We start from the raw sequence: 26,741 nt of genomic DNA, 5'->3' as shown, positions 1-26,741 counted from the left end.
TAACCACACCGAAGTGTGGTTATGATTAAAACACCCGGTATTACTGGGTGCTGGTTGTCGTAGTGGTCGTGGTTCCGGTATTGGAGCCATCACCGCCACCGGTTGCCGCCAGCGCGACACCCACGGCTGAACTTACGGTGCTGGTGCTGGCTGCGGTAGAACTTCCCGCAGACGCAGACGTCGCTGCCGACCCTGCTGCTTCCCCGACCTGGACCGGAGCTGCATAGACAGAGGTCGCCGCAAGTGCAGATATGGCAAAAATGCCATACAGTACTTTCTTCATAACAATTTCCCTTCAATGAATGAATGGAGATTTGCCCGAAAAGAAATTCAGGCGGAATCGAGTATACACAACTACAGCAGTGGGTTTACCGTAGGGGGAAATAGGGGAGTGGTTTTCGGACTAATGGATAAAACAGAAAAGAAAAACAAAACATTAAAATAAATTAACAATTAAAATCAATAAGTTATAATATAACTTTATTATCTTGCTTCTGCGTATTTTCTTAAAATAAACCGCAGCAATTAGCAGGTTAAGCGCCTTTTTCAGATTAAACTCAGAGTCAGAATTTGAGTTAACTAACAGACATCAGGAATTATCCGATAAAAAAAATGCCGGCATATCGCCGGCATTTTTCATGACATATTAATTACGCACGCCATGCTTTATAACGGTTAATCAAACCATTGGTGGAGCTGTCGTGGCTGTCGATCGCTTTATCGTCACCCAGCTCTGGCAGAATACGGTTTGCCAGCTGTTTGCCCAGCTCAACGCCCCACTGGTCAAAGGTGAAGATGTTCAGAATAGCGCCCTGAGTGAAGATCTTGTGCTCGTACAGCGCAATCAGCGCGCCCAGGCTGAATGGCGTGATTTCACGCAGCAGGATGGAGTTGGTTGGACGGTTGCCTTCGAACACTTTGAACGGCACAACGTGCTCCAGCGTGGCCGGATCTTTACCCTGGTCACGGTATTCCTGCTCTACCACCTCGCGGGATTTACCGAACGCCAACGCTTCTGTCTGTGCGAAGAAGTTAGACAGCAGCTTTGGATGGTGGTCGGACAGCGGGTTGTGTGTAATCGCCGGCGCGATGAAATCGCACGGTACCATTTTGGTGCCCTGGTGAATCAGCTGGTAGAACGCGTGCTGACCGTTGGTGCCCGGTTCGCCCCAGATGATTGGTCCAGTCTGGTAATCCACCGCGTTGCCGTTACGGTCAACGTACTTACCGTTGGATTCCATGTTCCCCTGCTGGAAGTAGGCCGCAAAGCGGTGCATGTACTGGTCGTACGGCAGAATTGCTTCGGTTTCAGCGCCGAAGAAGTTGTTGTACCAGATCCCAATCAGCGCCAGCAGCACCGGCAGGTTTTTCTCAGGTGCAGTGGTGGAGAAGTGTTTGTCCATTGCGTGCGCGCCAGAGAGCAGCTCAACGAAGTTGTCGAAGCCCACGGACAGGATGATGGACAGGCCGATTGCAGACCACAGAGAGTAGCGGCCACCAACCCAGTCCCAGAACTCGAACATATTCGCGGTGTCGATACCGAACTCGCTGACGGCTTTACCGTTGGTGGACAGCGCCGCGAAGTGTTTCGCCACGTGCTTGTTGTCGCCCGCGGTTTTCAGGAACCAATCGCGCGCGCTGTGGGCGTTGGTCATGGTTTCCTGAGTAGTGAAGGTTTTGGACGCCACCAGGAACAGGGTGGTTTCCGGATTTACGTTCTTCAGCACTTCGGCGATGTGGGTACCATCGACGTTAGAGACAAAGTGCATGTTGAGGTGGTTTTTGTACGGACGCAGCGCTTCGGTCACCATGAACGGACCGAGGTCAGAGCCGCCGATACCGATGTTAACAACATCCGTAATTGCTTTGCCGGTGTAACCTTTCCACTGACCTGAGATGATCGCTTCGGAGAAGGTTTTCATCTTTTCCAGCACCGCGTTTACTTCCGGCATCACATCTTTGCCGTCAACGATGATTGGCGTATTGCTACGGTTACGCAGGGCCACGTGCAGCACGGCACGGTCTTCGGTGCGGTTGATCTTTTCGCCGGAGAACATGGATTTGATGGCGTCGGCAAGCTCAGTCTCTTTTGCCAGATCCTGCAGTTTTGCCAGCGTCTCTTCGGTAATGCGGTTCTTGGAGAAATCCACCAGCATCAGGTCATCGAAGGTCGCGGAGAACTTAGTGAAACGATCGGCATCTTTCGCGAACAGATCCGCGATGGTGACGTCCTTCATTTCATCAAAATGTTTCTGTAGTGCCTGCCAGGCAGCGGTCTGCGTTGGGTTGATGTTTTTCATTAGCAATACTCTTCTGATTTGAGAATTGTGACTGCGGTCGATTGTAGCGCCTGCAAATAAAAATTGTGATGGTTTTTATGCCATTGCCCTGGCCTGTATCAAACACAGGTGAAAAGACCCGAAAAGTATAGCTGCTGAAGAGCCCTCCCGGGGCGGCGAAATGTTGGTTAAAACAGGGTAAAATGGAGCATAAAATATGGCCCTGTTATAAGTCCTGTTTCTCAGGGGTACCCCCCCATAAAAAATCCGCATAATCCCAGCATTGACAGGACCTCCCCCACATTTTATTTATAGGGCCGTATTTTGCGCCTGCACCTGTTTTCGTTTCACTCTTGTGCCAAGGTCGCTTATTCATTCCCTGACACGAGGTTGTTATGACGAGTTTTGTGGTCGCCAAGTTTGGCGGCACCAGTGTGGCCGATTACGATGCCATGAACCGCAGCGCCGATGTGGTGCTGGCCGATCCGAATACCCGCCTGGTGGTGCTCTCTGCATCTGCCGGCGTGACGAACCTGCTGGTTTCTCTGTCTGAAGGACTGGAAGCGACAGAACGTTTCGTAAAGCTGGATGCACTGCGCAAAATTCAGTTCGACATCCTTGAACGTCTGCAGAATCCAAACGTGATCCGCGAAGAAGTGGAACGCCTGCTGGAAAATATCACCACCCTGGCAGAAGCGGCGTCTCTGGCCACCTCTACCGCCCTGACCGATGAACTGGTCAGCCACGGTGAATTGATGTCTACCCTGCTGTTCGTTGAAATCATGCGTGAGCGTAACGTTCAGGCGCAGTGGTTTGACGTGCGTAAAGTGATGCGTACCAGCGATCGCTTTGGCCGTGCCGAACCGGACGTTGAGATGTTGGCCGAGCTCACCAACCAGCAGCTGGCTCCGCGCCTGGCAGAAGGCATGGTGATCACCCAGGGCTTTATCGGCAGCGAAGCGAAAGGACGCACGACAACGCTTGGCCGTGGCGGCAGCGACTACACCGCCGCGCTGCTGGGCGAGGCCCTGCATGCAACGCGCGTGGATATCTGGACTGACGTGCCGGGTATTTACACCACCGATCCGCGCGTCGTTTCCGCGGCGAAACGTATTGATGTGATCGCCTTTGAAGAAGCGGCGGAAATGGCCACCTTCGGCGCGAAAGTGCTGCATCCGGCAACGCTGCTGCCCGCCGTGCGCAGCGATATTCCGGTCTTCGTTGGCTCCAGTAAAGATCCAAAAGCGGGCGGGACGCTGGTCTGCAAGAAAACCGAGAACCCGCCGCTATTCCGCGCCCTGGCCCTGCGCCGTCGCCAGACGCTGGTGACGCTCCACAGCCACAATATGCTCCACTCCCGCGGTTTCCTGGCGGAAGTGTTTGGCATTCTGGCGCGCCATAACATCTCTGTAGATTTGATTACCACCTCCGAAGTGAGCATTGCGCTGACGCTGGACACCACTGGCTCCACCTCGACCGGCGACACCCTGCTGACGCAGTCGCTGCTGATTGAGCTGTCTGAACTGTGCCGCGTGGAGGTGGAAGAAGACCTGGCGCTGGTGGCCATCATCGGTAACAAGCTGTCGCGCGCCTGCGGCGTGGGCAAAGAGGTGTTCGGCGTGCTCGACCCGTTCAACATCCGTATGATCTGCTACGGTGCCTCCAGCTACAACCTCTGCTTCCTGGTCCCTGCCGATCAGGCCGAGCAGGTGGTGCAGAAACTTCATCAGAATTTGTTTGAATAACATTCGTTAGCACGATAAACAATACCTATAAGCCGGGCACAGACCCGGCTTTTTTATAACTAAACAACACGACAATACTGCAAGGAATTCACTATGTTATCCGCTATCACCCGGCTGTTCCCGCTATGGGCGCTGCTGCTCTCGGTACTCGCTTATTACACGCCCACCACGTTCACCGGCATTGGCCCGTGGGTCACCACGCTGCTGATGCTGATTATGTTCGGCATGGGCGTGCACCTGAAAATCGACGATTTTAAACGCGTGCTGTCGCGCCCGGCTCCGGTGGCCGCAGGGATCTTCCTGCACTACCTGGTGATGCCGCTCGCGGCCTGGCTGCTGGCGATGGCCTTTAAGATGCCGCCCGATCTCTCCGCCGGGATGGTGCTGGTGGGCAGCGTCGCCAGCGGTACGGCATCTAACGTGATGATCTATCTTGCGAAAGGTGATGTGGCGCTCTCCGTTACCATCTCTTCCGTTTCCACGCTGGTGGGCGTGATTGCCACGCCGCTGTTAACCCGCCTGTACGTGGATGCGCATATTCAGGTGGACGTGATGGGCATGCTGCTCAGCATTCTGCAGATAGTAGTAATCCCGATTGCGCTGGGGCTGGTCATTCACCATCTTTTCCCGCGCGTAGTGAAGGCCGTTGAGCCGTACCTGCCCGCGTTTTCGATGGTCTGCATTCTGGCGATCATTAGCGCCGTGGTGGCGGGTTCCGCATCGCACATTGCTTCCGTAGGCTTTGTGGTGATCGTCGCCGTGGTGCTGCATAACACGATTGGCCTGCTGGGCGGCTACTGGGGCGGGAAGCTGTTTGGCTTTGACGAATCCACCTGCCGCACGCTGGCAATCGAGGTGGGCATGCAGAACTCCGGCCTGGCGGCGGCGCTGGGTAAAATTTACTTCTCGCCGCTGGCGGCCCTCCCGGGCGCGCTGTTCTCCGTCTGGCATAATCTCTCCGGCTCGCTGCTGGCGGGATACTGGTCCGGCAAACCGATTGATGAACAAACGAAAAAAGATGCGGTGAAGCAGGGTTAATTTACGCTGCTTGCTTTACACTGAAGCCTCTCTATCAGGAGGCTTCAGCAATGGCTACACCACGTTTGACCCAGAAAGACATGACGGAAGCGGAGCAGCGCGAACTGAAAACGCTTCTCGACCGCGCCCGCATCGCGCATGGCCGCACGCTGACGAACGCCGAAACCAATCAGGTGAAAAAAGAGTATATCGATAAGCTGATGGCGCAGCGTGAGGCTGCGGCGAAAAAAGCCCGCAAGCTGAAAAAAGAGCAGGCTTATAAGCCGGATGCAGAGGCGACCTTTTCCTGGTCCGCCAATACATCAACCCGTGGCAGGCGCTAATCAGCGCCCTTTCTTTTTACGCCCCGGCTGGGTAAAGCGTTTTCCGTTACCCGGCTTGCCTCGCCCTTTTTCTTCCGCCTGCGGCGCCTTCACCACCGGACGCTTAATCGCCTGCGTTTTCGGTTTTGCTTTAGCTTTCGGCTTCGCCTCGGACGACGAGTTCTCGATAAGCTTGAACAGTTCAATCAGCTCGTCATCTGTTAAGTCACGCCACTCGCCCAGCGGAATACCGGACAGGCTGACGTTCATAATGCGCGTGCGTTCCAGCTTCGTCACTTCATAGCCGAAGTACTCGCACATGCGGCGGATCTGGCGGTTCAGGCCCTGCACCAGGGTAATGCGGAACGCGAACGGTGCCTCTTTTTTCACCTTACACTTTTTCGTGACGGTACCGAGGATCGGCACACCGGCGCCCATGCCGCGAATAAATTCGTCCGTGACCGGCTTATTCACCGTCACAATGTACTCTTTCTCGTGGTCGTTACCGGCACGCAGGATTTTGTTGACCAGATCGCCGTGGTTGGTGAGGAATATCAGCCCCTGAGAGTCTTTATCCAGACGGCCAATTGGGAAGATGCGGCTGCTGTGGTTCACGAAATCAACGATGTTGTCCCGCTCGCCGTCTTCCGTAGTGCTGACAATCCCAACCGGTTTGTTCAACGCGATAAACACCAGGTCTTCAGCATCACGCGGTTCGATGACCTGACCATTCACTTTAACCACATCGCCAGGGACCACCTGGTCGCCGATGGTGGCGCGTTTGCCGTTGAGGAACACGTTACCCTGTTCAATGTAACGGTCCGCCTCGCGACGTGAGCAGATCCCGCTCTCGCTAATGTATTTGTTTAATCGGGTTGATTGAGTTGGCAGCATAGTTTCTCCTGTGAAGGGCGAAATATACCTTACCTTGCGGCTGACAAAAAAGTGTTAGTAACCGTTGATTAAAAAATCGAGTGCATCCCGCAATGAAGCCCGGTTTTGCGTAAGATCGGCAACACGCTCACCTAACTCTCCTGGCGATATGCCAGCCATCATGTGCATCATGACCACGCAGGGCTTACCCGCTATCTCAACGACGGGACACACTTTCGCAGGCGGCTGAATGCCTCCCAGGTGGCTAAGCTCAACCGCGGGGGCGACCAGGACATGCTTCATCACATTAGCCACGGGATGCTGCATATTGATTAGCCAGGGATAGGCAGTTTTTCCCTTACCTCCATTCTCATAAGCAAAATATTGCTCCATCAGAACGACCTCTGAAAATCACTAAAGGAGCCGTTTTCATCAACCCACTGGTTAATGGCCTCGATAGAAGCTTTATTTTCTGCTAACCACTCTGCGCGCTGATGCGCACGAAACTGTTCCTGTAGTGCAGCCGTGAGCACAGCGGAAAGATTAAGTTTAAGCCGGCGCGCCTCTTCAAGAATGTCTGGTGCTAACGACACATTGACTGATTTTTTAATGCCAGGAGTAGTGCGCATGAGAACCCCCATCGGAATGCGCATGAATTGGCGAAGTGTAGCGTAATAAACGAGCATTTTCTATTCCCTTAAAAATGTAAGGTCTGAAGAGTAAATGGTGCTTTAAAAGGTGTCACGCCTCGCAAAAACGTTTTGCGAGGCGCCTTCAGAGATTAATACTCATCCCGCTCGTCGTCTTCATCCGGCTGTTCCATCACGCTGTACGCCACCGCGCAGAACAACGAGTTGAGACGCTTCATATCCCCTAGCAGCCCCAGATGCAGCGAACTGGTTTCGATGCTCTGCACGTTCTGCTGGTGCAGACGCTCAACGTGGGCGTGCGAATAGCGGCGGTTGAGGATGCGGAAACGATGCTTGTTGCGGCGCAGGCGGCGAGCGCTCGGTACGTCGCTGGAGAAGAAGACCGACATCGCCAGCTTGAGGTTGCTCACCAGTTGTTCGTGGAGCGCTTCCAGCTCCTTCAGCCCTTCAACGGAGAACGCCCGACGCGCGGCCAGCGATTTGTCGGCGATCTCGCTGCCCATGCGTTCAACGATATCCGAAGCCTGCTCAAGGTTAAGCGACATCTCGATAATTTCCGCCCAGCGGCGGGACTCCTCTTCCGCCAGCTCGTCCTGCGGCATGCGCGCCAGGTAGAGCTTAATGGCGGTATAGAGCACGTTGATATCGTCCGCCAGTCTGCGCAGCTCTTTCTCCTCCCGCGGCTCGCCGTGCATCACCTTTTGCAGGCCTTCGAGCATGGTTTCCATCGCGTCGCCCATGCGCAGCGTCTCGCGCGCGGCATTCGCCAGCGCCAGCGCCGGGGTGTCCAGCGCGGAGGTATCCAGGTGCTTCGGCTTCAGGCGCGCATCCAGCTCCGGTTCGTCGCTGATAAGCCGCTCGCAGAAACGGGCCATCGGCGCGGCAAACGGCACCATCGCCAGACAGCGCACCAGGTTATAGAACACGTGGAAGTAGATCACCAGCTCCGCTTTCGGCAGGGGGAGGTTGTCCATCAGGTTCGCCAGCGGGTGTACAAACGGCAGAATAATCAGGCTGCCCACCAGCTTAAACAGCAGGCTCCCGAGCGCCACGCGACGTGCAGCGGCATTGGCGGCGCTGTTGTTGAGCATTGCCAGCAGGCCAGAGCCGAGGTTAGCGCCTATCACCAGACACAGCGCTACCGGGAAGGAGATCGCGCCTGCTGCGGTGAGCGTGGCCGTCAGCAGCACGGCTGCCAGGCTGGAGTAGCTGATGATGGCAAACACTGCCCCGATCAGCGCATCCAGCATGATGTCACCTGTCAGCGAGGCGAAGATCACCTGCACGCCGTTCGCCTGGGTGATAGGCGTCACCGCCTGCACGATCAGCTCCAGCGCCAGCAGGATGAGGCCGAGGCCAATGCCGACGCGTCCGAGCTGCCCGGCACGCGTCTGCTTGCGGCCAAGGAAGAAAATGACGCCAATAAAAATCAGCAGCGGCGACAGCCACGAGAGGTCAAAGGTCAGGATACGCGCCATCAGCGCGGTGCCGACGTCAGCGCCCAGCACGATCACCAGCGCCGGGGCGAGCGCGACCAGATCCTGCGCCACGAACGAGGTGACGAGCATAGTGGTGGCATTGCTGCTTTGCACCAGCGCCGTCACGCCGATACCCGCGCAGAAGGCGAGCGGCTTCTTCTCAACGCTGCCGCTGAGAACGGTACGTAAGCGCGCGCCAAACACGCGCATCACGCCGGTGCGGACAATATGGGTGCCCCATACGAGCAGTGCGACTGCCGAAAGCAAATGTAACAACGTCAGCACGGAAGTGGGTTCTCCTTATCGTTATAGATTTTATGATTAAGTATAAGGGTTTAAACGTAAGAAAGAGACAGGGCACCGTTGAGGTGCCCTGTTTGTTGTAAGGAAAAGTGACGTTAGTCCGCGTCGTAGCCCAGATTCGGCGCCAGCCAGCGCTCGACGTCTGACACGCTCATGCCTTTGCGCAGGGCGTAATCTTCGATCTGATCCCGCTGCAGTTGCGCCACGGCGAAGTACTTGCTGTCCGGATGGCTAAAGTACCAGCCGGACACGGACGCGCCCGGCCACATGGCGAACGACTCGGTGAGCTTCATGCCGGTATGGGCTTCTACGTCCAGCAGTTTCCAGATGGTGCCTTTTTCGGTGTGCTCCGGGCAGGCCGGATAGCCCGGCGCAGGGCGAATGCCCTGGTAGTTTTCACGGATCAGCTCCTCGTTGCTGAGGTTCTCATTCGCCGCATAGCCCCAGTGCACCTTGCGCACGCGCTCGTGGAGGTACTCGGCGAACGCTTCCGCCAGGCGATCGGCAATCGCTTTCACCATGATTTTATTGTAATCATCGTGCTGCGCTTCGAACGCGTCCGCCAGGGCGTCTTCTTCCAGCCCGCCGGTTACCGCAAACGCACCGATATAGTCGGCTTTCCCGCTCAGCTTCGGCGCGACGAAATCCGCCAGGCAATAGTTGGCAAAGCCCACTTTTTCGGTTTGCTGGCGCAGATGGCGGCTGACCGCCAGCACGTGGGTGCGGGTTTCATCGCGGTAGATTTCCACGTCATCGCCCACGCGGTTCGCCGGGAACAGGCCCACCACGCCGCGCGGGTTGAGGGTTTTCTCTGCGCTCAGCGTGTCGAGCATGTCGTTGGCATCTTTAAACAGGCGCTTCGCCTCCTCGCCTACCACCTCATCTTCCAGGATGCGCGGATATTTGCCCGCCAACGACCAGGTCATAAAGAACGGCGTCCAGTCGATGTAGTTACGCAGCGTTTCGATGCTGGCCGTCACGTCCTGCACACCCAGACGGTGCGCGACCGGTGGCGTATAGCTGGACCAGTCAAAGGCCAGATCGTTATCGCGCGCCGCCTGAAGTGAAACAGGCGGGGTGCGCGGTTTCTTACGTCCGTGCTGGATGCGGACGGTTTCGTACTCTTTGCGGGTGCGCGCCACAAAGTCGTCGCGCTGGGCGTCGGAGAGCAGCGCGGAGACCACGCCCACCGTGCGCGAGGCGTTCTGCACGTAGACCGTCGGGCCGCTGTAGTTCTGCTCGATTTTCACCGCCGTGTGCGCTTTCGAGGTGGTCGCCCCGCCAATCAATAACGGAATGGTGAAGCCCTGACGCTCCATCTCCTTAGCCACGTTGACCATCTCGTCCAGCGACGGGGTGATCAGCCCGGAGAGACCAATCAGGTCGGCGTTCACTTCGCGCGCGGTCTTGAGAATTTTATCCGCCGGGACCATCACGCCAAGGTCGATAATTTCGTAGTTATTACACTGCAGCACCACGCCGACGATATTTTTGCCGATGTCGTGCACGTCGCCCTTCACGGTGGCGATAACCATTTTACCGTTGCTGGAGCCTTTCTCTTTGCTGGCTTCGATAAACGGTTCCAGATAGGCGACGGCCTGCTTCATGACGCGGGCGGATTTCACCACCTGCGGCAGGAACATTTTGCCCTCGCCGAACAGATCGCCGACCACGTTCATGCCGTCCATCAGCGGGCCTTCAATCACTTCAATCGGACGGGCTGCCTGCTGACGCGCTTCCTCGGTATCCTGCTCAATGAACTCGGTAATCCCTTTCACCAGCGAGTATTCCAGACGCTTTTTCACGTCCCAGGAGCGCCATTCGGCCTGCTGAACGTTGGCTGCGTCATCCGACTTGCTGCCACGGTATTTTTCGGCCAAATCCAGCAACCGCTCGGTCGCGTCGTCGCGGCGGTTAAGGATCACGTCCTCGACGGCGTCGCGCAACTCGGCAGGGAGGTCGTCATAAATCGCCAGCTGTCCGGCGTTGACGATCCCCATGTCCATCCCGTTGCGGATGGCGTAATAGAGGAACACGGCGTGGATCGCTTCTCGCACCGGATCGTTGCCGCGGAACGAGAACGACACGTTCGACACGCCGCCGGAGATCAGCGCATGCGGCAGCTCGCGTTTAATATCTTCACACGCCCCGATAAAGTCCTGGGCGTAGTTATTGTGCTCTTCAATCCCGGTCGCGACGGCGAAGATGTTCGGGTCAAAGATGATGTCTTCCGGCGGGAAGCCCACCTTTTCGGTCAAAATCTTGTACGCGCGGCGGCAAATCTCGATTTTGCGCTCGCGGGTATCCGCCTGGCCCACTTCGTCGAAGGCCATCACTACCACGGCGGCACCGTAGCGGCGGACCATCTTCGCGTGGTGGATAAAGATATCAACGCCTTCTTTCATCGAGATAGAGTTGACGATGCCTTTACCCTGAATGCACTTCAGCCCTTTTTCGATGACTTCCCACTTGGAGGAGTCGATCATGATCGGCACGCGGGCGATGTCCGGCTCACCGGCGATCAGGTTGAGGAAACGCACCATCGCCGCTTCGGCGTCGAGCATCCCCTCGTCCATGTTGATATCGATAATCTGTGCGCCGCTTTCCACCTGCTGGCGGGCAACGTCCAGCGCCTCGCTGTACTTCTCTTCTTTGATCAGACGCTTGAACTTTGCAGACCCGGTGACGTTAGTACGTTCACCCACGTTCACAAACAGGCTGTCGTCGCCGATGGTCAACGGCTCCAGGCCGGACAGGCGACAGGCAACCGGAAGCTCGGGCAGCTTGCGCGGTGGAAGACCCGCTACCGCATGGCTCATGGCGGCGATGTGCTCCGGCGTGGTGCCGCAGCAGCCGCCGACGATATTCAGGAAGCCAGACTCGGCCCACTCGCGGATTTGCGCCGCCATAGTGTCGGCATCCAGATCGTATTCACCGAATGCATTCGGAAGACCAGCGTTCGGGTGGGCGGTGACGTAGCATTCCGCGATGCGCGAAAGCTCCTGCACGTACTGGCGCAGTTCGTCCGGCCCCAGCGCGCAGTTCAGGCCGAAGGAGAGCGCTTCAGCGTGACGCAGGGAGTTATAAAACGCTTCGGTTGTCTGGCCGGACAGGGTACGACCGGAGGCGTCGGTGATGGTGCCGGAAATCATGATCGGCAGGTCAACGCCCAGCGCCTCGAACTCCTCTTTCACCGCGTAAATCGCGGCCTTGGCGTTGAGGGTGTCGAATACGGTTTCAATCAGGATCAGGTCGGAACCGCCTTCCACCAGCGCTTTGGTCGATTCACGGTAGGCGACAACCAGCTGGTCAAAGGTGATGTTGCGAAACGCCGGGTCGTTCACGTCCGGTGAAATCGACGCGGTGCGGTTCGTCGGGCCCAGCACCCCGGCAACGTAGCGCGGCTTATCCGGCGTGCGGGCCGTCCACTCGTCGGCGCAGGCGCGCGCCAGCTTCGCGGCTTCAAAGTTGATCTCCGCCGACAGGGATTCCATCTGGTAATCCGCCATGGCGATGGTTGTCGAGTTGAAGGTGTTGGTTTCAACGATATCCGCACCCGCTTCGAAGTAGGCGTTGTGGATATCCTTAATCACGGACGGCTTGCTGAGCACCAGCAGGTCGTTGTTCCCTTTGAGGTCGCAGGGCCAGTCGGCAAAGCGCTCGCCGCGGAAATCGTCTTCGCTCAGACGATAGCCCTGGATCATGGTGCCCATGCCGCCGTCCAGCACCAGAATTCGTTCATTTAACTGCGCACGCAGTTGCTCTACTTTGCTGCTCACACTTGCTCCCGACAACGCTCAACAAGGCCAAAAGGCTGCGTTCCATACTGGCACAATCTCGCAGGGTGGAAAAGTCACACAGCGGTAACATGAGACATGTTCACCATCACTCCTCCGATCAGTCAGGAAAGCGGTTGCAAATCCACCAAATAAAACGAAAATGATTTCCACGATACAGAAAAAGGAGATCGTCATGGTCGCGACCGTTCCCGCTAAACGCGGCAGAAAACCTGCCGCCACCACTGCCGCACAACCTGGCGGACAGGTTCAGTCGCTCACGCGCGGTTTGAAGCTGCTGGAATGGATAGCCGAGTCGCACGGCAGCGTAGCACTGACGGAGCTGGCCCAGCAGGCTGGCCTGCCGAACTCCACCACGCACCGCCTGCTGACCACTATGCAGCAGCTGGGCTTTGTCCGCCAGGTAGGCGAGCTGGGGCACTGGGCGGTGGGCGCACACGCGTTTATCGTGGGCAGCAGCTTCCTGCAGAGCCGCAACCTGCTGGCGATTGTGCATCCGATTCTGCGCAAGCTGATGGAGGAGTCCGGCGAGACGGTGAACCTGGCGGTGCTGGACCAGAGCGACCATCAGGCAATTATCATCGACCAGGTGCAGTGTACGCAGTTGATGCGTATGTCCGCACCGATTGGCGGCAAACTGCCGATGCACGCCTCCGGCGCAGGGAAAGCGTTTCTCTCGCAGCTGAGCGAAGAGCAGGTGACGGGGCTGCTGCACCGCAAAGGTCTGCACGCCTACACCCACGCCACGCTGGTGTCGCCGGTGCATCTGAAAGAAGATCTGGCGTTAACCCGCAAGCGCGGCTATTCGTTTGATGATGAAGAACATGCCCTGGGCCTGCGCTGCCTGGCGTCCTGCATTTTTGACGAGCATCGCGAGCCGTTCGCCGCGATCTCCATCTCTGGCCCCATCTCACGTATGACCGACGACCGCGTGACCGAGTTGGGTGCGCTGGTGATTAAGGCGGCAAAAGAGGTGACGCTGGCGTACGGTGGGATTCGTTAAGATTGAGTGCGGCCTGATGCCCTCACCCCGGCCCTCTCCCACAGGGAGAGGGAGAAAACCGGATGCAAAACCGCTGCTTGCGGCGGTAGGCATACACATCTTCCACGTGCCCATTTTTGATCCGCGTTTGCAGCCCGCGCCAGTAGCTGGCGCGGAACAGATCCTCATGCATCTCTTCAAATAGCGGGCCGATGCGCGGGTCGGCACACAGCCAGTGGCGAAACTCTTCAGGAAACACATCTCCCGGTGAAACGCTGTACCACGGCTCGCTGGAGAGCTCATCCTCCGGGTAACGTGGTGCTGGGATATCGCGGAAGTTCACTTCGGTCATGTAGCAAATTTCGTCGTAATCGTAGAACACTACCCGCCCGTGCCGGGTGACGCCGAAGTTTTTAAACAGCATGTCTCCCGGGAAAATATTGGCGGCGGCCAGCTGGCGAATCGCGTTGCCGTATTCTTCAATGGCATCCCGCAGCGCCTGACCGTCGGACTGCTCAAGCCAGATATTTAGCGGCACCATGCGGCGCTCAATGTAGAGATGGCTTATCACAATTTTGTCACCCAGATCGGTAATTTTCGCGGGCGCTTCCTGCATCAAAAGCGTCATCAGCGCCGGGTCGATCTGCTGTTTATCCAGCACAAAGTTTTCGAACTCCTGGGTATCCGCCATGCGCCCGACGCGGTCGTGCTCTTTAACCAGCTGATAGCAGGCGCGGACGTGCGCGGCGCTCATCTCTTTCTGCGGCGCGAATCTGTCTTTTATCACCTTAAAGACCCGGTCAAAACCCGGAAGCGTGAAGACCAGCATCACCATACCGCGAATGCCGGGCGCTTCGATAAACTGCTCATCGGCCGTGGTGACGTAGCGCAAGTATTCCCGGTAGCTTTCCGTTTTGGCGTGCTTCTGGCAGCCAATCGCCATATACAGCTCGGCGGTGGTTTTACCGGGCAGGATCTCGCGCAGCCACTCCACAAGGGCAGCAGGCAGCGGGGCGTATACCATGAAATAGGAGCGGGCGAAGCCAAACACGATGCTGGCCTCGGCGCTGGTAGTCAGGCAGGTATCGACAAACAGTTCCCCGTTGTCGGTACGGTGGATCGGTAACAGAAAAGGCACGATGGCCGTCGGCGTAACCAATTTGCCCACCAGCCAGGCGGCTTTATTACGGTAGAAAAGCTCGTTGGCAACCTGCAAATGGCTACGGCTAAGCACCGCCTCGCCGAAGGTTTCATTGAGATGCGCGTGGATATAGCCGATATCCCGGGCTTTATTCTCCCAGGGCAGGCGCAGCGGCAAATCGGTTAATACGCGGTGCAGGAGCTTTTCCCATCCGCGATCGGGAAAGAAGTCTTTCGCCAGCGGACGCGGAATGGAACGAAAGCGTCGCTCCGGCTGGGAGCTAAAAATAAATAACCGCTCAGGAGATAACGAGCGGTGGTCAAATAACCGGCAATAGACGGAGTTGAAAAAGCTCTCCGCAATCTCGAAGCGAGGGTAGTCGGGTAACAGATGGGTGTAATGCTCTTTCACGCGCAGTAAAAATTCCGCGTCCGGGCTTTTACCGTCGGTAATACAGCGCAGCTGCTCCACCACCAGACCCACGTGGTGGTCGTAGAGATGGATACGCTGCTTCATGGCCTGCTGAACCGCATGCCAGTCTGCATGTTCAAAGCGCTGCTGCGCGCCGGATGTCACTTCAAGAAAACGACCATACTGGGCATCGAAGCCCTGCAAAATAGTTTGGGCAATCAGTAATTCCAGGCCACGCGACATATATTCCCCTTACCCAACCCTCTCCCCAGAGGGGAGAGGGGGAAAAGATTAGAACTGTGCTTCTTCCGTTGACCCCGTTAAGGCGGTGACGGAGGAGGTGCCGCCCTGAATAATCGTGGTCACATTATCAAAGTAGCCGGTTCCCACCTCCTGCTGGTGAGACACGAAGGTGTAACCGTCTTTGCCCGCGGCAAATTCCGGCTGCTGCACCTTCTCAACGTAGTGCTTCATGCCCTCGCCCTGCGCATAGGCATGCGCCAGGTCGAACATGTTGAACCACATGCTGTGGATGCCTGCCAGGGTGATGAACTGGTATTTGTAGCCCATGTCGGACAGCTGCTGCTGGAAGCTGGCGATGGTTTTGTCATCCAGCTTTTTCTGCCAGTTGAAGGACGGCGAGCAGTTGTAGGCCAGCAGTTTTCCCGGGAACTTCGCGTGAATGGCGTCGGCAAAGCGTTTTGCCAGCGCCAGATCCGGCGTAGAGGTTTCACACCAGACCAGGTCCGCATAGGGGGCGTACGCCAGGCCGCGGCTGATCGCCTGTTCAATGCCGGCATGGGTGCGGTAGAAGCCTTCGCTGGTGCGCTCGCCGGTAATGAATTCGCTGTCGTACGGGTCGCAGTCAGAGGTGATCAGGTCCGCCGCGTCCGCATCGGTACGGGCAATCACCAGCGTCGGCACGCCGAGCACGTCAGCAGCCAGACGCGCGGCAACCAGCTTCTGAATCGCTTCCTGAGTCGGAACGAGCACCTTACCGCCCATGTGTCCGCATTTTTTCACTGACGCCAGTTGGTCTTCGAAGTGAACGGCCGCTGCACCGGCCTCAATCATCGATTTCATCAGCTCGAAGGCGTTCAGCACACCGCCGAAGCCCGCTTCCGCATCCGCGACGATCGGCAGGAAGTAGTCAGTAAAGCGCGGATCGCCAGGTTCGATACCGGCGGCCCACTGGATCTGATCCGCACGACGGAAGGTATTGTTGATCCGATCCACCACCGACGGCACGGAGTTTGCCGGATAGAGCGACTGATCCGGGTACATGCTGGAGGCCAGGTTGGCGTCCGCCGCGACCTGCCAGCCGGAGAGGTAGATAGCTTCAATACCGGCCTTCGCCTGCTGCAGCGCCTGACCGCCGGTCAGCGCGCCGAGGCTATTGATGTAGCCTTTTTTAGAGCCGCCGTGCAGCAGCTTCCACATTTTCGCCGCACCGTTCTGTGCCAGCGTGCATTCCGGGTTGACCGAGCCGCGTAATTTCACCACTTCCTCCGCGCTGTAAGGACGGCGGATGCCTTCCCAGCGAGGTTGTGTCCACTCTTTCTTTAACTCTTCGATTTGTTGGGTACGGGTTTTCATGTGCAGATGCTCCATATTGTTATGTGGTGAGTTACGCCAGGAAGCGGTAGCCCGGCAGGGTCAGGAAGTCGATTAAGTCATCTGATGTGGTGATTTGCTCCATCAGGCGCGCGGCGTCATCAAAACGTCCGCTGCTGAAGCGGTGCTCACCCAGCTCGTCCTGGATCACCCGCATCTCTTCGGCCAGCATCTGGCGGAACAGCGCTTTTGTCACCGGCTTGCCGTTGCTGAGCGTTTTTTGATGGTGGATCCACTGCCAGATGGAGGTACGAGAGATTTCCGCCGTGGCGGCATCTTCCATCAGGCCGTAGATAGGCACGCAGCCGTTGCCGGAGATCCACGCCTCGATGTACTGGACCGCGACGCGGATATTGGCACGCATGCCCTCTTCCGTACGCTCACCTGCGCATGGCGCCAGCAGCTGTTCTTCAGCCGTTGGGGCATCTTCTTCGCGCGTGACAAACAGCTGGTTTTTGTTATCGCCGAGCACGCGGTTGAAGACCTCCATCGCCGTATCGGCCAGACCCGGATGTGCAATCCACGTGCCGTCGTGACCGTTACGGGCTTCAAGCTCTTTATCGGCTTTCACCTTGTTGAGCACCTGATTATTGCGCTCCGCGTCTTTGCTCGGGATAAAAGCCGCCATGCCGCCCATCGCAAAGGCGCCGCGCTTATGGCAGGTTTTGATCAGCAGACGCGAGTAGGCGCTCAGGAACGGTTTATCCATGGTCACAACCTGACGATCCGGCAGCACGCGATCGGGATAATTTTTGAGAGTTTTGATGTAGCTGAAGATATAGTCCCAGCGTCCACAGTTCAGGCCGACAATGTGATCGCGCAGGGCGTGCAGAATTTCATTCATCTGGAACACGGCAGGCAGCGTTTCAATCAGCAGCGTGGCCTTGATGGTGCCGCGCGGCAGGTTGAAACGATCTTCCGCGTAGCTGAATACTTCACTCCACCAGGCCGCTTCCTGCCAGGCCTGCGTTTTTGGCAGGTAGAAATAGGGACCGCTACCTTTTGCCAGCAGGTTCTTGTAGTTGTGGAAGAAATAGAGTGCGAAATCAAACAGGCTGCCCGGAATGGCTTCCCCACGCCATGTGACATGTTTTTCAGGCAGGTGCAGACCGCGTACGCGACAGATCAGCACCGCCGGATTCGGTTTGAGCTGGTAGATTTTCCCGGCTTCGTTGGTATAGCTGATGGTGCCGTTCACGGCGTCGCGCAGGTTGATCTGCCCGTCGATAACTTTGTTCCAGTCTGGTGCCAGCGAGTCTTCAAAATCGGCCATAAAGACTTTAACGTTGGCGTTCATGGCGTTGATCACCATTTTGCGCTCTACCGGACCGGTGATCTCAACGCGACGATCCTGTAAATCTTCAGGGATGCCGCGGATTTTCCACTCACCGCGGCGAATGGAAGCGGTTTCCGAAATGAAGCCAGGCAACTTGCCATCGTCAATTTCCTGCTGCTGATGAATGCGTGCCGCCAGCAGCTTATTACGCTGTGGCGTAAAGCGGGTCACCAGTTCAGTCAGAAATTCTACCGCTTCCGCCGTCAACACTTGCTGTTCTTGCTCGCCATACGGCTGGGTAAAGGCCAGTTCATCGACCGTCGTTGCCTGTTGAGTCATTAATCTGCTCCTCATCAAAGATCCAAAATCACGCCCCCGATGCGAACGAAAGATCGTTGGGTAGTTTTCGCTCAGCAGAATTAAGACTATCTATATTTTTTCCAAAATCAAAAACAATTTCCATTTTAATTGTTAATCGCAATTAATTTCTTGATTTAATTGGAATTAAAGTTTTATCGAATGATGAGTGATATTTCGGAAATAAAAAAGGCACCCGAAGGTGCCTGATCTGAATAGCTGAAACGCTTTAGGATCGTTTCACGCAGAAGATTACTCCAGCGTCGGATTCATGTGGCGAAGATCGTACGGTGTAATCTGGTAGACGTAATAGTTGAGCCAGTTGGTGAACAGCAAATTTCCGTGGCTGCGCCAGGTCGCTCTCGGTTTGTTTTGCGGATCGTTTTTCGGGAAATAGTTGTACGGCACATCCGGATTAAGGCCCGCCTCGACATCACGGAAATACTCTGACGCAAGGGTATGCGGATCGTACTCAGGATGCCCGGTCACAAAGGCGATACGCTTATCCTTGCTGGCAAACAGGTAGGCATCTCCATCTTCCGTTTCGGCCAGGATCTCCAGATCGGTGTAGTCACGAATCAGCTGGGCCGGGAAGTCGGCGTATCGGGAATGCGGAGCCAGGAAGGAGTCGTCAAACCCGCGCGTCAACAGCGCGTGTGGATGAAGAATGTGGTGTTCGTATACGCCGGAGAGCTTTTCAGTGCGGGTCTGTTTGGGAATACCGTAGAGAATGTTGAGTGCAGCCTGTACCGCCCAACAGACAAACAGCGTAGACGTGACGTGATCTTTTGCCCACTCCAGCACCTGTTTGATCTGCGGCCAGTAGGCGACATCGTTAAATTCCACCAGGCCAAGCGGCGCGCCGGTTACAATCAGTCCGTCGAAGTTTTCCCCCTGAATATCTTCGAAGTTACAGTAGAAGTTATTCAGATGCTCAGAGGGCGTGTTGCGTGACTCACGGGCATCAATACGCAGCAGCTGAATATCGACCTGCAGCGGGGAGTTCGACAGAAGACGCAGGAACTGGTTTTCTGTTTCGATCTTTTTTGGCATCAGATTGAGAATAAGCACCTTCAGCGGGCGAATTTCCTGACCTGTCGCACGCGAAGCCGTCATCACGAAGACGTTTTCTTCACGCAAGAAATTGACGGCTGGTAGCTCGTCCTGCACCCGAATCGGCATAACTTAATATCCTCACAGCATACGTATAAACGTTTAGACATCCAGATAGCTAACGATACCCAGAAACTATCGGAATGTCGAGTCTGCAAGTTGAAGGTGAGAAAGTTTCAGGAAGAGGGGTGAAAAACAAAAGCAAAAAACCCCGCACCTTACGGTACGGGGTTCTTCTTGATTGATGCCTGGCAGTTCCCTACTCTCACATGGGGAGACCCCACACTACCATCGGCGCTACGGCGTTTCACTTCTGAGTTCGGCATGGGGTCAGGTGGGACCACCGCGCTAAAGCCGCCAGGCAAATTCTGTTAATCTGTATCAGGCTGAAAATCTTCTGTCTCTTCCGCCAAAACACCTTCGGCGTTGTAAGGTTAAGCCTCACGGTTCATTAGTATCGGTTAGCTCAACGCATCGCTGCGCTTACACACCCGACCTATCAACGTCGTCGTCTTCAACGTTCCTTCAGGACTCTCAAGGAGTCAGGGAGAACTCATCTCGGGGCAAGTTTCGTGCTTAGATGCTTTCAGCACTTATCTCTTCCGCATTTAGCTACCGGGCAGTGCCATTGGCATGACAACCCGAACACCAGTGATGCGTCCACTCCGGTCCTCTCGTACTAGGAGCAGCCCCCCTCAATTCTCCAGCGCCCACGGCAGATAGGGACCGAACTGTCTCACGACGTTCTAAACCCAGCTCGCGTACCACTTTAAATGGCGAACAGCCATACCCTTGGGACCTACTTCAGCCCCAGGATGTGATGAGCCGACATCGAGGTGCCAAACACCGCCGTCGATATGAACTCTTGGGCGGTATCAGCCTGTTATCCCCGGAGTACCTTTTATCCGTTGAGCGATGGCCCTTCCATTCAGAACCACCGGATCACTATGACCTGCTTTCGCACCTGCTCGAGCCGTCACTCTCGCAGTCAAGCTAGCTTATGCCATTGCACTAACCTCCTGATGTCCGACCAGGATTAGCTAACCTTCGTGCTCCTCCGTTACTCTTTGGGAGGAGACCGCCCCAGTCAAACTACCCACCAGACACTGTCCGCAACCCGGATTACGGGTCCACGTTAGAACACCAGCCATTAAAGGGTGGTATTTCAAGGACGGCTCCACGCAGACTGGCGTCCACGCTTCAAAGCCTCCCACCTATCCTACACATCAAGGACCAGTGTTCAGTGTCAAGCTATAGTAAAGGTTCACGGGGTCTTTCCGTCTTGCCGCGGGTACACTGCATCTTCACAGCGAGTTCAATTTCACTGAGTCTCGGGTGGAGACAGCCTGGCCATCATTACGCCATTCGTGCAGGTCGGAACTTACCCGACAAGGAATTTCGCTACCTTAGGACCGTTATAGTTACGGCCGCCGTTTACCGGGGCTTCGATCAAGAGCTTCGCGTTGCCGCTAACCCCATCAATTAACCTTCCGGCACCGGGCAGGCGTCACACCGTATACGTCCACTTTCGTGTTTGCACAGTGCTGTGTTTTTAATAAACAGTTGCAGCCAGCTGGTATCTTCGACTGATTTCAGCTCCGCCCGCAGGGGCTTCACCTACATATCAGCGTGCCTTCTCCCGAAGTTACGGCACCATTTTGCCTAGTTCCTTCACCCGAGTTCTCTCAAGCGCCTTGGTATTCTCTACCTGACCACCTGTGTCGGTTTGGGGTACGATTTCGTGTTACCTGATGCTTAGAGGCTTTTCCTGGAAGCAGGGCATTTATCACTTCAGCACCGTAGTGCCTCGTCATCACGCCTCAGTGTTAAAGTGAACCGGATTTGCCTGGAACACACACCTACACGCTTAAACCGGGACAACCGTCGCCCGGCTGACATAGCCTTCTCCGTCCCCCCTTCGCAGTAACACCAAGTACAGGAATATTAACCTGTTTCCCATCGACTACGCCTTTCGGCCTCGCCTTAGGGGTCGACTCACCCTGCCCCGATTAACGTTGGACAGGAACCCTTGGTCTTCCGGCGAGCGGGCTTTTCACCCGCTTTATCGTTACTTATGTCAGCATTCGCACTTCTGATACCTCCAGCAGCCCTCACAGGCCACCTTCAACGGCTTACAGAACGCTCCCCTACCCAACAACGCATAAGCGTCGCTGCCGCAGCTTCGGTGCATGGTTTAGCCCCGTTACATCTTCCGCGCAGGCCGACTCGACCAGTGAGCTATTACGCTTTCTTTAAATGATGGCTGCTTCTAAGCCAACATCCTGGCTGTCTGTGCCTTCCCACATCGTTTCCCACTTAACCATGACTTTGGGACCTTAGCTGGCGGTCTGGGTTGTTTCCCTCTTCACGACGGACGTTAGCACCCGCCGTGTGTCTCCCGTGATAACATTCTTCGGTATTCGTAGTTTGCATCGGGTTGGTAAGCCGGGATGGCCCCCTAGCCGAAACAGTGCTCTACCCCCGAAGATGAGTTCACGAGGCGCTACCTAAATAGCTTTCGGGGAGAACCAGCTATCTCCCGGTTTGATTGGCCTTTCACCCCCAGCCACAGGTCATCCGCTAATTTTTCAACATTAGTCGGTTCGGTCCTCCAGTTAGTGTTACCCAACCTTCAACCTGCCCATGGCTAGATCACCGGGTTTCGGGTCTATACCCTGCAACTTAACGCCCAGTTAAGACTCGGTTTCCCTTCGGCTCCCCTATACGGTTAACCTTGCTACAGAATATAAGTCGCTGACCCATTATACAAAAGGTACGCAGTCACACCACGAAGGTGCTCCCACTGCTTGTACGTACACGGTTTCAGGTTCTTTTTCACTCCCCTCGCCGGGGTTCTTTTCGCCTTTCCCTCACGGTACTGGTTCACTATCGGTCAGTCAGGAGTATTTAGCCTTGGAGGATGGTCCCCCCATATTCAGACAGGATACCACGTGTCCCGCCCTACTCTTCGAGTTCACAACCTGTGCATTTTCGTGTACGGGAGTATCACCCTGTACCCTGCGACTTTCCAGACGCTTCCACTAACACACAAGCTGATTCAGACTCCGGGCTGCTCCCCGTTCGCTCGCCGCTACTGGGGGAATCTCGGTTGATTTCTTTTCCTCGGGGTACTTAGATGTTTCAGTTCCCCCGGTTCGCCTCGTTAACCTATGTATTCAGTTAACGATAGTGTGACGAATCACACTGGGTTTCCCCATTCGGACATCGCCGGGTCAAAGGTTCATATCACCTCGCCGGCGCTTTTCGCAGATTAGCACGTCCTTCATCGCCTCTGACTGCCAGGGCATCCACCGTGTACGCTTAGTCGCTTAACCTCACAACCCGAAGATGTTTCACTTCATGATTGCGAAAATTTGAGAGACTCGAACACACATAACATGTGTGTCGTTTCAATTTTCAGCTTGATCCAGATTTTTAAAGAGCAAATATCTCAAACATGACTCGTAAGTCAGTTTTGAGATATGACGGCAGGTGACTTTCACTCACGCACCAGCAAGTGGCGTCCCCTAGGGGATTCGAACCCCTGTTACCGCCGTGAAAGGGCGGTGTCCTGGGCCTCTAGACGAAGGGGACACTGAAGTCTCAATCGCAAGACGCCTTGCTGCTTACTTTTCATCAGACAATCTGTGTGAGCACTGCAAAGGCAGGTTCTTTAAGGTAAGGAGGTGATCCAACCGCAGGTTCCCCTACGGTTACCTTGTTACGACTTCACCCCAGTCATGAATCACAAAGTGGTAAGCGCCCTCCCGAAGGTTAAGCTACCTACTTCTTTTGCAACCCACTCCCATGGTGTGACGGGCGGTGTGTACAAGGCCCGGGAACGTATTCACCGTGGCATTCTGATCCACGATTACTAGCGATTCCGACTTCATGGAGTCGAGTTGCAGACTCCAATCCGGACTACGACGCACTTTATGAGGTCCGCTTGCTCTCGCGAGGTCGCTTCTCTTTGTATGCGCCATTGTAGCACGTGTGTAGCCCTACTCGTAAGGGCCATGATGACTTGACGTCATCCCCACCTTCCTCCAGTTTATCACTGGCAGTCTCCTTTGAGTTCCCGGCCGGACCGCTGGCAACAAAGGATAAGGGTTGCGCTCGTTGCGGGACTTAACCCAACATTTCACAACACGAGCTGACGACAGCCATGCAGCACCTGTCTCAGAGTTCCCGAAGGCACCAATCCATCTCTGGAAAGTTCTCTGGATGTCAAGAGTAGGTAAGGTTCTTCGCGTTGCATCGAATTAAACCACATGCTCCACCGCTTGTGCGGGCCCCCGTCAATTCATTTGAGTTTTAACCTTGCGGCCGTACTCCCCAGGCGGTCGACTTAACGCGTTAGCTCCGGAAGCCACGCCTCAAGGGCACAACCTCCAAGTCGACATCGTTTACGGCGTGGACTACCAGGGTATCTAATCCTGTTTGCTCCCCACGCTTTCGCACCTGAGCGTCAGTCTTTGTCCAGGGGGCCGCCTTCGCCACCGGTATTCCTCCAGATCTCTACGCATTTCACCGCTACACCTGGAATTCTACCCCCCTCTACAAGACTCTAGCCTGCCAGTTTCGAATGCAGTTCCCAGGTTGAGCCCGGGGATTTCACATCCGACTTGACAGACCGCCTGCGTGCGCTTTACGCCCAGTAATTCCGATTAACGCTTGCACCCTCCGTATTACCGCGGCTGCTGGCACGGAGTTAGCCGGTGCTTCTTCTGCGGGTAACGTCAATCGACAAGGTTATTAACCTTATCGCCTTCCTCCCCGCTGAAAGTACTTTACAACCCGAAGGCCTTCTTCATACACGCGGCATGGCTGCATCAGGCTTGCGCCCATTGTGCAATATTCCCCACTGCTGCCTCCCGTAGGAGTCTGGACCGTGTCTCAGTTCCAGTGTGGCTGGTCATCCTCTCAGACCAGCTAGGGATCGTCGCCTAGGTGAGCCGTTACCCCACCTACTAGCTAATCCCATCTGGGCACATCTGATGGCAAGAGGCCCGAAGGTCCCCCTCTTTGGTCTTGCGACGTTATGCGGTATTAGCTACCGTTTCCAGTAGTTATCCCCCTCCATCAGGCAGTTTCCCAGACATTACTCACCCGTCCGCCACTCGTCACCCGAGAGCAAGCTCTCTGTGCTACCGTTCGACTTGCATGTGTTAGGCCTGCCGCCAGCGTTCAATCTGAGCCATGATCAAACTCTTCAATTTAAGTTTGATGCTCGTGAATTAAACTTCGTAATGAATTACGTATGTTCACTCAGAGACTTGGCATTCATTTATTGTCCGAAGACATTAAGAATCCATGTCACTTTGAGTGCCCACACAGATTGTCTGATAAATTGTTAAAGAGCAGTGCAACGCGGCTTTCGCTCACCGTTGCGAGGTGGCGTATATTACGCTTTCCTCTTTCAGAGTCAACCCGTTATTTCAGGATTTTTTCTCTTCAACCGACCGGGTTGTCTGTGAAGTGATTCACATCCGCCGTGTCGATGGAGGCGCATTATAGGGAGTTCTCCGCAGGCCGCAACCGCTAAATGACAGAAAAATGACTGACTGCTGCATTCCACAGCAAAACCCCGCCTTATACCTTTTTACACACAGACTTATCCACAATGATACGAAAAAGTGAAAATATGCGAGCGTTGCGCAAACGTTTTCGTTAAAATGCTCGCGCTTAATAAGGATGCCCCGTCAGGTGTGTTAGATGAGTTTTTCACTGGAAAATTCATCTAACGCTCTCTGTAATCGTGAAATCCAGGGGATTTACCATGCAACAACGTCGTCCAGTCCGCCGCGCTCTGCTCAGTGTTTCTGATAAAGCCGGTATCGTCGAATTCGCTCAGGCACTTTCCGCACGCGGTGTGGAGCTGCTTTCCACAGGCGGTACCGCTCGCCTGTTAGCAGATAAAGGTCTGCCGGTAACCGAAGTGTCCGATTACACCGGTTTCCCGGAAATGATGGATGGACGCGTCAAAACCCTGCACCCGAAAGTACACGGCGGTATTCTTGGCCGTCGCGGTCAGGACGACGCCATTATGAAACAGCATGACATCGCCCCAATCGACATGGTGGTCGTTAACCTCTACCCGTTTGCCCAAACCGTTGCCCGCGAAGGCTGTTCTCTTGAAGATGCCGTAGAGAATATTGATATCGGCGGCCCGACCATGGTGCGCTCCGCGGCCAAGAACCATAAAGATGTGGCCATCGTGGTGAAGAGCAGCGATTACGAAACCATTATTAATGAGATGGATGCTAACGAAGGGTCGCTCACACTGGAAACGCGTTTCGACCTCGCCATCAAAGCCTTCGAACACACCGCGGCGTACGACAGCATGATCGCCAACTACTTCGGTAGCCTGGTGCCGGCTTACCACGGTGAAAGCAAAGATCCTTCTGGCCGCTTCCCGCGCACCCTGAACCTGAACTTCATTAAGAAGCAGGATATGCGTTACGGTGAGAACAGCCACCAGCAGGCAGCCTTCTATATAGAAGAAGAGGTAAAAGAAGCCTCTGTTGCGACTGCCAGGCAGGTGCAGGGCAAAGCGCTCTCCTATAACAACATTGCCGACACCGACGCCGCGCTGGAGTGCGTGAAAGAATTCAGCGAGCCGGCCTGCGTTATCGTCAAGCATGCGAACCCATGCGGCGTTGCCGTGAGCAACTCTATTCTGGATGCCTACGATCGCGCGTACAAAACCGACCCAACCTCCGCGTTCGGCGGCATTATCGCCTTCAACCGCGAGCTGGATGCTGAAACCGCACAGGCCATCATCTCCCGCCAGTTCGTTGAAGTGATCATCGCGCCGTCCGCATCCGAAGAAGCGCTGAAAATCACCGCGGCAAAACAGAACGTGCGCGTACTGGTTTGCGGCCAGTGGGCCGAACGCGTGCCGGGCCTGGACTTCAAGCGCGTGAACGGCGGTCTGCTGGTTCAGGACCGCGATCTGGGTATGGTGACAGAAGCCGACCTGCGCGTGGTGACCAAGCGTCAGCCGAGCGAACAGGAACTGCGTGACGCGCTGTTCTGCTGGAAGGTCGCCAAGTTCGTCAAATCAAACGCCATTGTCTACGCCAAAGAGAACATGACCATCGGGATAGGCGCCGGCCAGATGAGCCGCGTTTACTCCGCGAAAATTGCGGGCATTAAAGCAGGCGATGAAGGTCTGGAAGTGAAAGGCTCCGCCATGGCTTCTGACGCTTTCTTCCCGTTCCGTGACGGTATCGACGCGGCTGCTGCTGTGGGCATCACCTGCGTGATCCAGCCTGGCGGCTCTATCCGCGACGACGAAGTGATTGCCGCCGCCGACGAACACGGCATCGCGATGATCTTCACCGACATGCGTCACTTCCGCCATTAATTCCCGGAGCAGA

At 55.6% G+C, this 26,741-nt stretch carries 16 protein-coding genes, 1 tRNA gene and 3 rRNA genes; 5 read left to right on the top strand and 15 right to left on the bottom strand.

Annotated features, from left to right (window positions below):
• Nucleotides 1–40: 40 nt before the first annotated feature.
• Nucleotides 41–283: an exopolysaccharide production protein YjbE gene (gene yjbE / locus V1603_RS04290; RefSeq protein WP_013095034.1), complete on the bottom strand. Its 243-nt coding sequence runs from the start codon at nucleotides 281–283 to the stop codon at nucleotides 41–43.
• 367 nt (nucleotides 284–650) lie between these two features.
• The gene (gene pgi, locus V1603_RS04285) at nucleotides 651–2,300 is read right to left on the bottom strand and encodes a glucose-6-phosphate isomerase (protein ID WP_163330886.1); all 1,650 of its coding nucleotides are present in this window, start codon (nucleotides 2,298–2,300) and stop codon (nucleotides 651–653) included.
• Between the two features lie 374 nt (nucleotides 2,301–2,674).
• Between pgi and lysC the strand changes: the two genes are divergently transcribed.
• The 3 genes from lysC (at nucleotide 2,675) to V1603_RS04270 (ending at nucleotide 5,385) form a co-directional block, all read left to right on the top strand.
• Nucleotides 2,675–4,024, top strand: a complete 1,350-nt coding sequence (gene lysC, locus V1603_RS04280) for a lysine-sensitive aspartokinase 3 (RefSeq protein WP_041911575.1) — start codon at nucleotides 2,675–2,677, stop codon at nucleotides 4,022–4,024.
• A 93-nt stretch (nucleotides 4,025–4,117) separates the two neighbouring features.
• On the top strand, nucleotides 4,118–5,062 hold the full coding sequence (gene panS / locus V1603_RS04275) for a ketopantoate/pantoate/pantothenate transporter PanS (RefSeq protein ID WP_116343974.1): 945 nt from the start codon (nucleotides 4,118–4,120) through the stop codon (nucleotides 5,060–5,062).
• A 50-nt stretch (nucleotides 5,063–5,112) separates the two neighbouring features.
• Complete coding sequence (locus V1603_RS04270) at nucleotides 5,113–5,385, top strand: DUF3811 domain-containing protein (RefSeq protein ID WP_003860346.1); 273 nt, start codon at nucleotides 5,113–5,115, stop codon at nucleotides 5,383–5,385.
• Here V1603_RS04270 and rluF read toward each other — a convergent pair whose 3' ends face one another.
• From rluF to metH, 5 genes are all read right to left on the bottom strand, one after another.
• Nucleotides 5,386–6,258 carry a 23S rRNA pseudouridine(2604) synthase RluF gene (gene rluF / locus V1603_RS04265; protein ID WP_022646725.1) on the bottom strand — a complete coding sequence of 291 codons (873 nt, stop codon included), beginning with the start codon at nucleotides 6,256–6,258 and terminating at the stop codon, nucleotides 5,386–5,388. It lies immediately after the preceding gene.
• Nucleotides 6,259–6,312: 54 nt separating this feature from the next.
• Nucleotides 6,313–6,630, bottom strand: a complete 318-nt coding sequence (locus tag V1603_RS04260; RefSeq protein ID WP_395313534.1) for a CcdB family protein — start codon at nucleotides 6,628–6,630, stop codon at nucleotides 6,313–6,315.
• Nucleotides 6,630–6,923 (bottom strand): type II toxin-antitoxin system CcdA family antitoxin, encoded by a 294-nt coding sequence (locus V1603_RS04255; protein ID WP_395313533.1) that lies wholly within the window; start codon nucleotides 6,921–6,923, stop codon nucleotides 6,630–6,632. Before V1603_RS04255 ends, V1603_RS04260 begins: the two co-directional genes overlap by 1 nt.
• Nucleotides 6,924–7,018: 95 nt before the next feature.
• Entirely contained in the window at nucleotides 7,019–8,650 is a 1,632-nt protein-coding gene (locus tag V1603_RS04250) for a Na/Pi cotransporter family protein (protein ID WP_395313532.1), read from the bottom strand.
• Nucleotides 8,651–8,763: 113 nt separating this feature from the next.
• On the bottom strand, nucleotides 8,764–12,447 hold the full coding sequence (gene metH / locus V1603_RS04245; RefSeq protein ID WP_395313531.1) for a methionine synthase: 3,684 nt from the start codon (nucleotides 12,445–12,447) through the stop codon (nucleotides 8,764–8,766).
• Nucleotides 12,448–12,640: 193 nt separating this feature from the next.
• Here metH and iclR point away from each other — a divergent pair, with 193 nt between their 5' ends.
• Nucleotides 12,641–13,468, top strand: a complete 828-nt coding sequence (gene iclR / locus V1603_RS04240) for a glyoxylate bypass operon transcriptional repressor IclR (RefSeq protein ID WP_125915538.1) — start codon at nucleotides 12,641–12,643, stop codon at nucleotides 13,466–13,468.
• A 22-nt stretch (nucleotides 13,469–13,490) separates the two neighbouring features.
• Here iclR and aceK read toward each other — a convergent pair whose 3' ends face one another.
• The 8 genes from aceK to V1603_RS04200 all read right to left on the bottom strand — a co-directional run bounded on the left by aceK (nucleotide 13,491) and on the right by V1603_RS04200 (nucleotide 24,578).
• Nucleotides 13,491–15,242 (bottom strand): bifunctional isocitrate dehydrogenase kinase/phosphatase, encoded by a 1,752-nt coding sequence (aceK, locus tag V1603_RS04235; RefSeq protein ID WP_395313530.1) that lies wholly within the window; start codon nucleotides 15,240–15,242, stop codon nucleotides 13,491–13,493.
• A gap of 48 nt (nucleotides 15,243–15,290) precedes the next feature.
• Complete coding sequence (gene aceA, locus V1603_RS04230; RefSeq protein ID WP_192984274.1) at nucleotides 15,291–16,595, bottom strand: isocitrate lyase; 1,305 nt, start codon at nucleotides 16,593–16,595, stop codon at nucleotides 15,291–15,293.
• 31 nt (nucleotides 16,596–16,626) lie between these two features.
• On the bottom strand, nucleotides 16,627–18,228 hold the full coding sequence (aceB, locus tag V1603_RS04225) for a malate synthase A (protein ID WP_163330881.1): 1,602 nt from the start codon (nucleotides 18,226–18,228) through the stop codon (nucleotides 16,627–16,629).
• Nucleotides 18,229–18,498: 270 nt separating this feature from the next.
• Entirely contained in the window at nucleotides 18,499–19,428 is a 930-nt protein-coding gene (gene metA / locus V1603_RS04220; protein ID WP_061099595.1) for a homoserine O-succinyltransferase, read from the bottom strand.
• 177 nt (nucleotides 19,429–19,605) lie between these two features.
• Nucleotides 19,606–19,721: ribosomal RNA gene (gene rrf, locus V1603_RS04215) — 5S ribosomal RNA — on the bottom strand.
• Nucleotides 19,722–19,789: 68 nt separating this feature from the next.
• Nucleotides 19,790–22,694: ribosomal RNA gene (locus V1603_RS04210) — 23S ribosomal RNA — on the bottom strand.
• Nucleotides 22,695–22,877: 183 nt separating this feature from the next.
• Nucleotides 22,878–22,953: transfer RNA gene (locus V1603_RS04205), tRNA-Glu, on the bottom strand.
• Between the two features lie 85 nt (nucleotides 22,954–23,038).
• Nucleotides 23,039–24,578: ribosomal RNA gene (locus V1603_RS04200) — 16S ribosomal RNA — on the bottom strand.
• Together the 16S, 23S and 5S rRNA genes with 1 tRNA gene alongside form the textbook arrangement of a ribosomal RNA operon.
• Before the next feature lie 560 nt (nucleotides 24,579–25,138).
• Here V1603_RS04200 and purH point away from each other — a divergent pair.
• A complete protein-coding gene (gene purH, locus V1603_RS04195) occupies nucleotides 25,139–26,728 on the top strand; it encodes a bifunctional phosphoribosylaminoimidazolecarboxamide formyltransferase/IMP cyclohydrolase (RefSeq protein WP_116344065.1) in 1,590 nt (529 codons plus the stop codon).
• Nucleotides 26,729–26,741: the final 13 nt, after the last annotated feature.

The organism is Enterobacter sp. ECC-219, from assembly GCF_043966805.1.
In the GTDB taxonomy this organism is placed as follows: Bacteria; Pseudomonadota; Gammaproteobacteria; order Enterobacterales; family Enterobacteriaceae; genus Enterobacter; species Enterobacter cloacae_N.
Note: the sequence above shows the minus strand (reverse complement) of the source record. Positions and strands in the feature narration are given on the sequence as shown.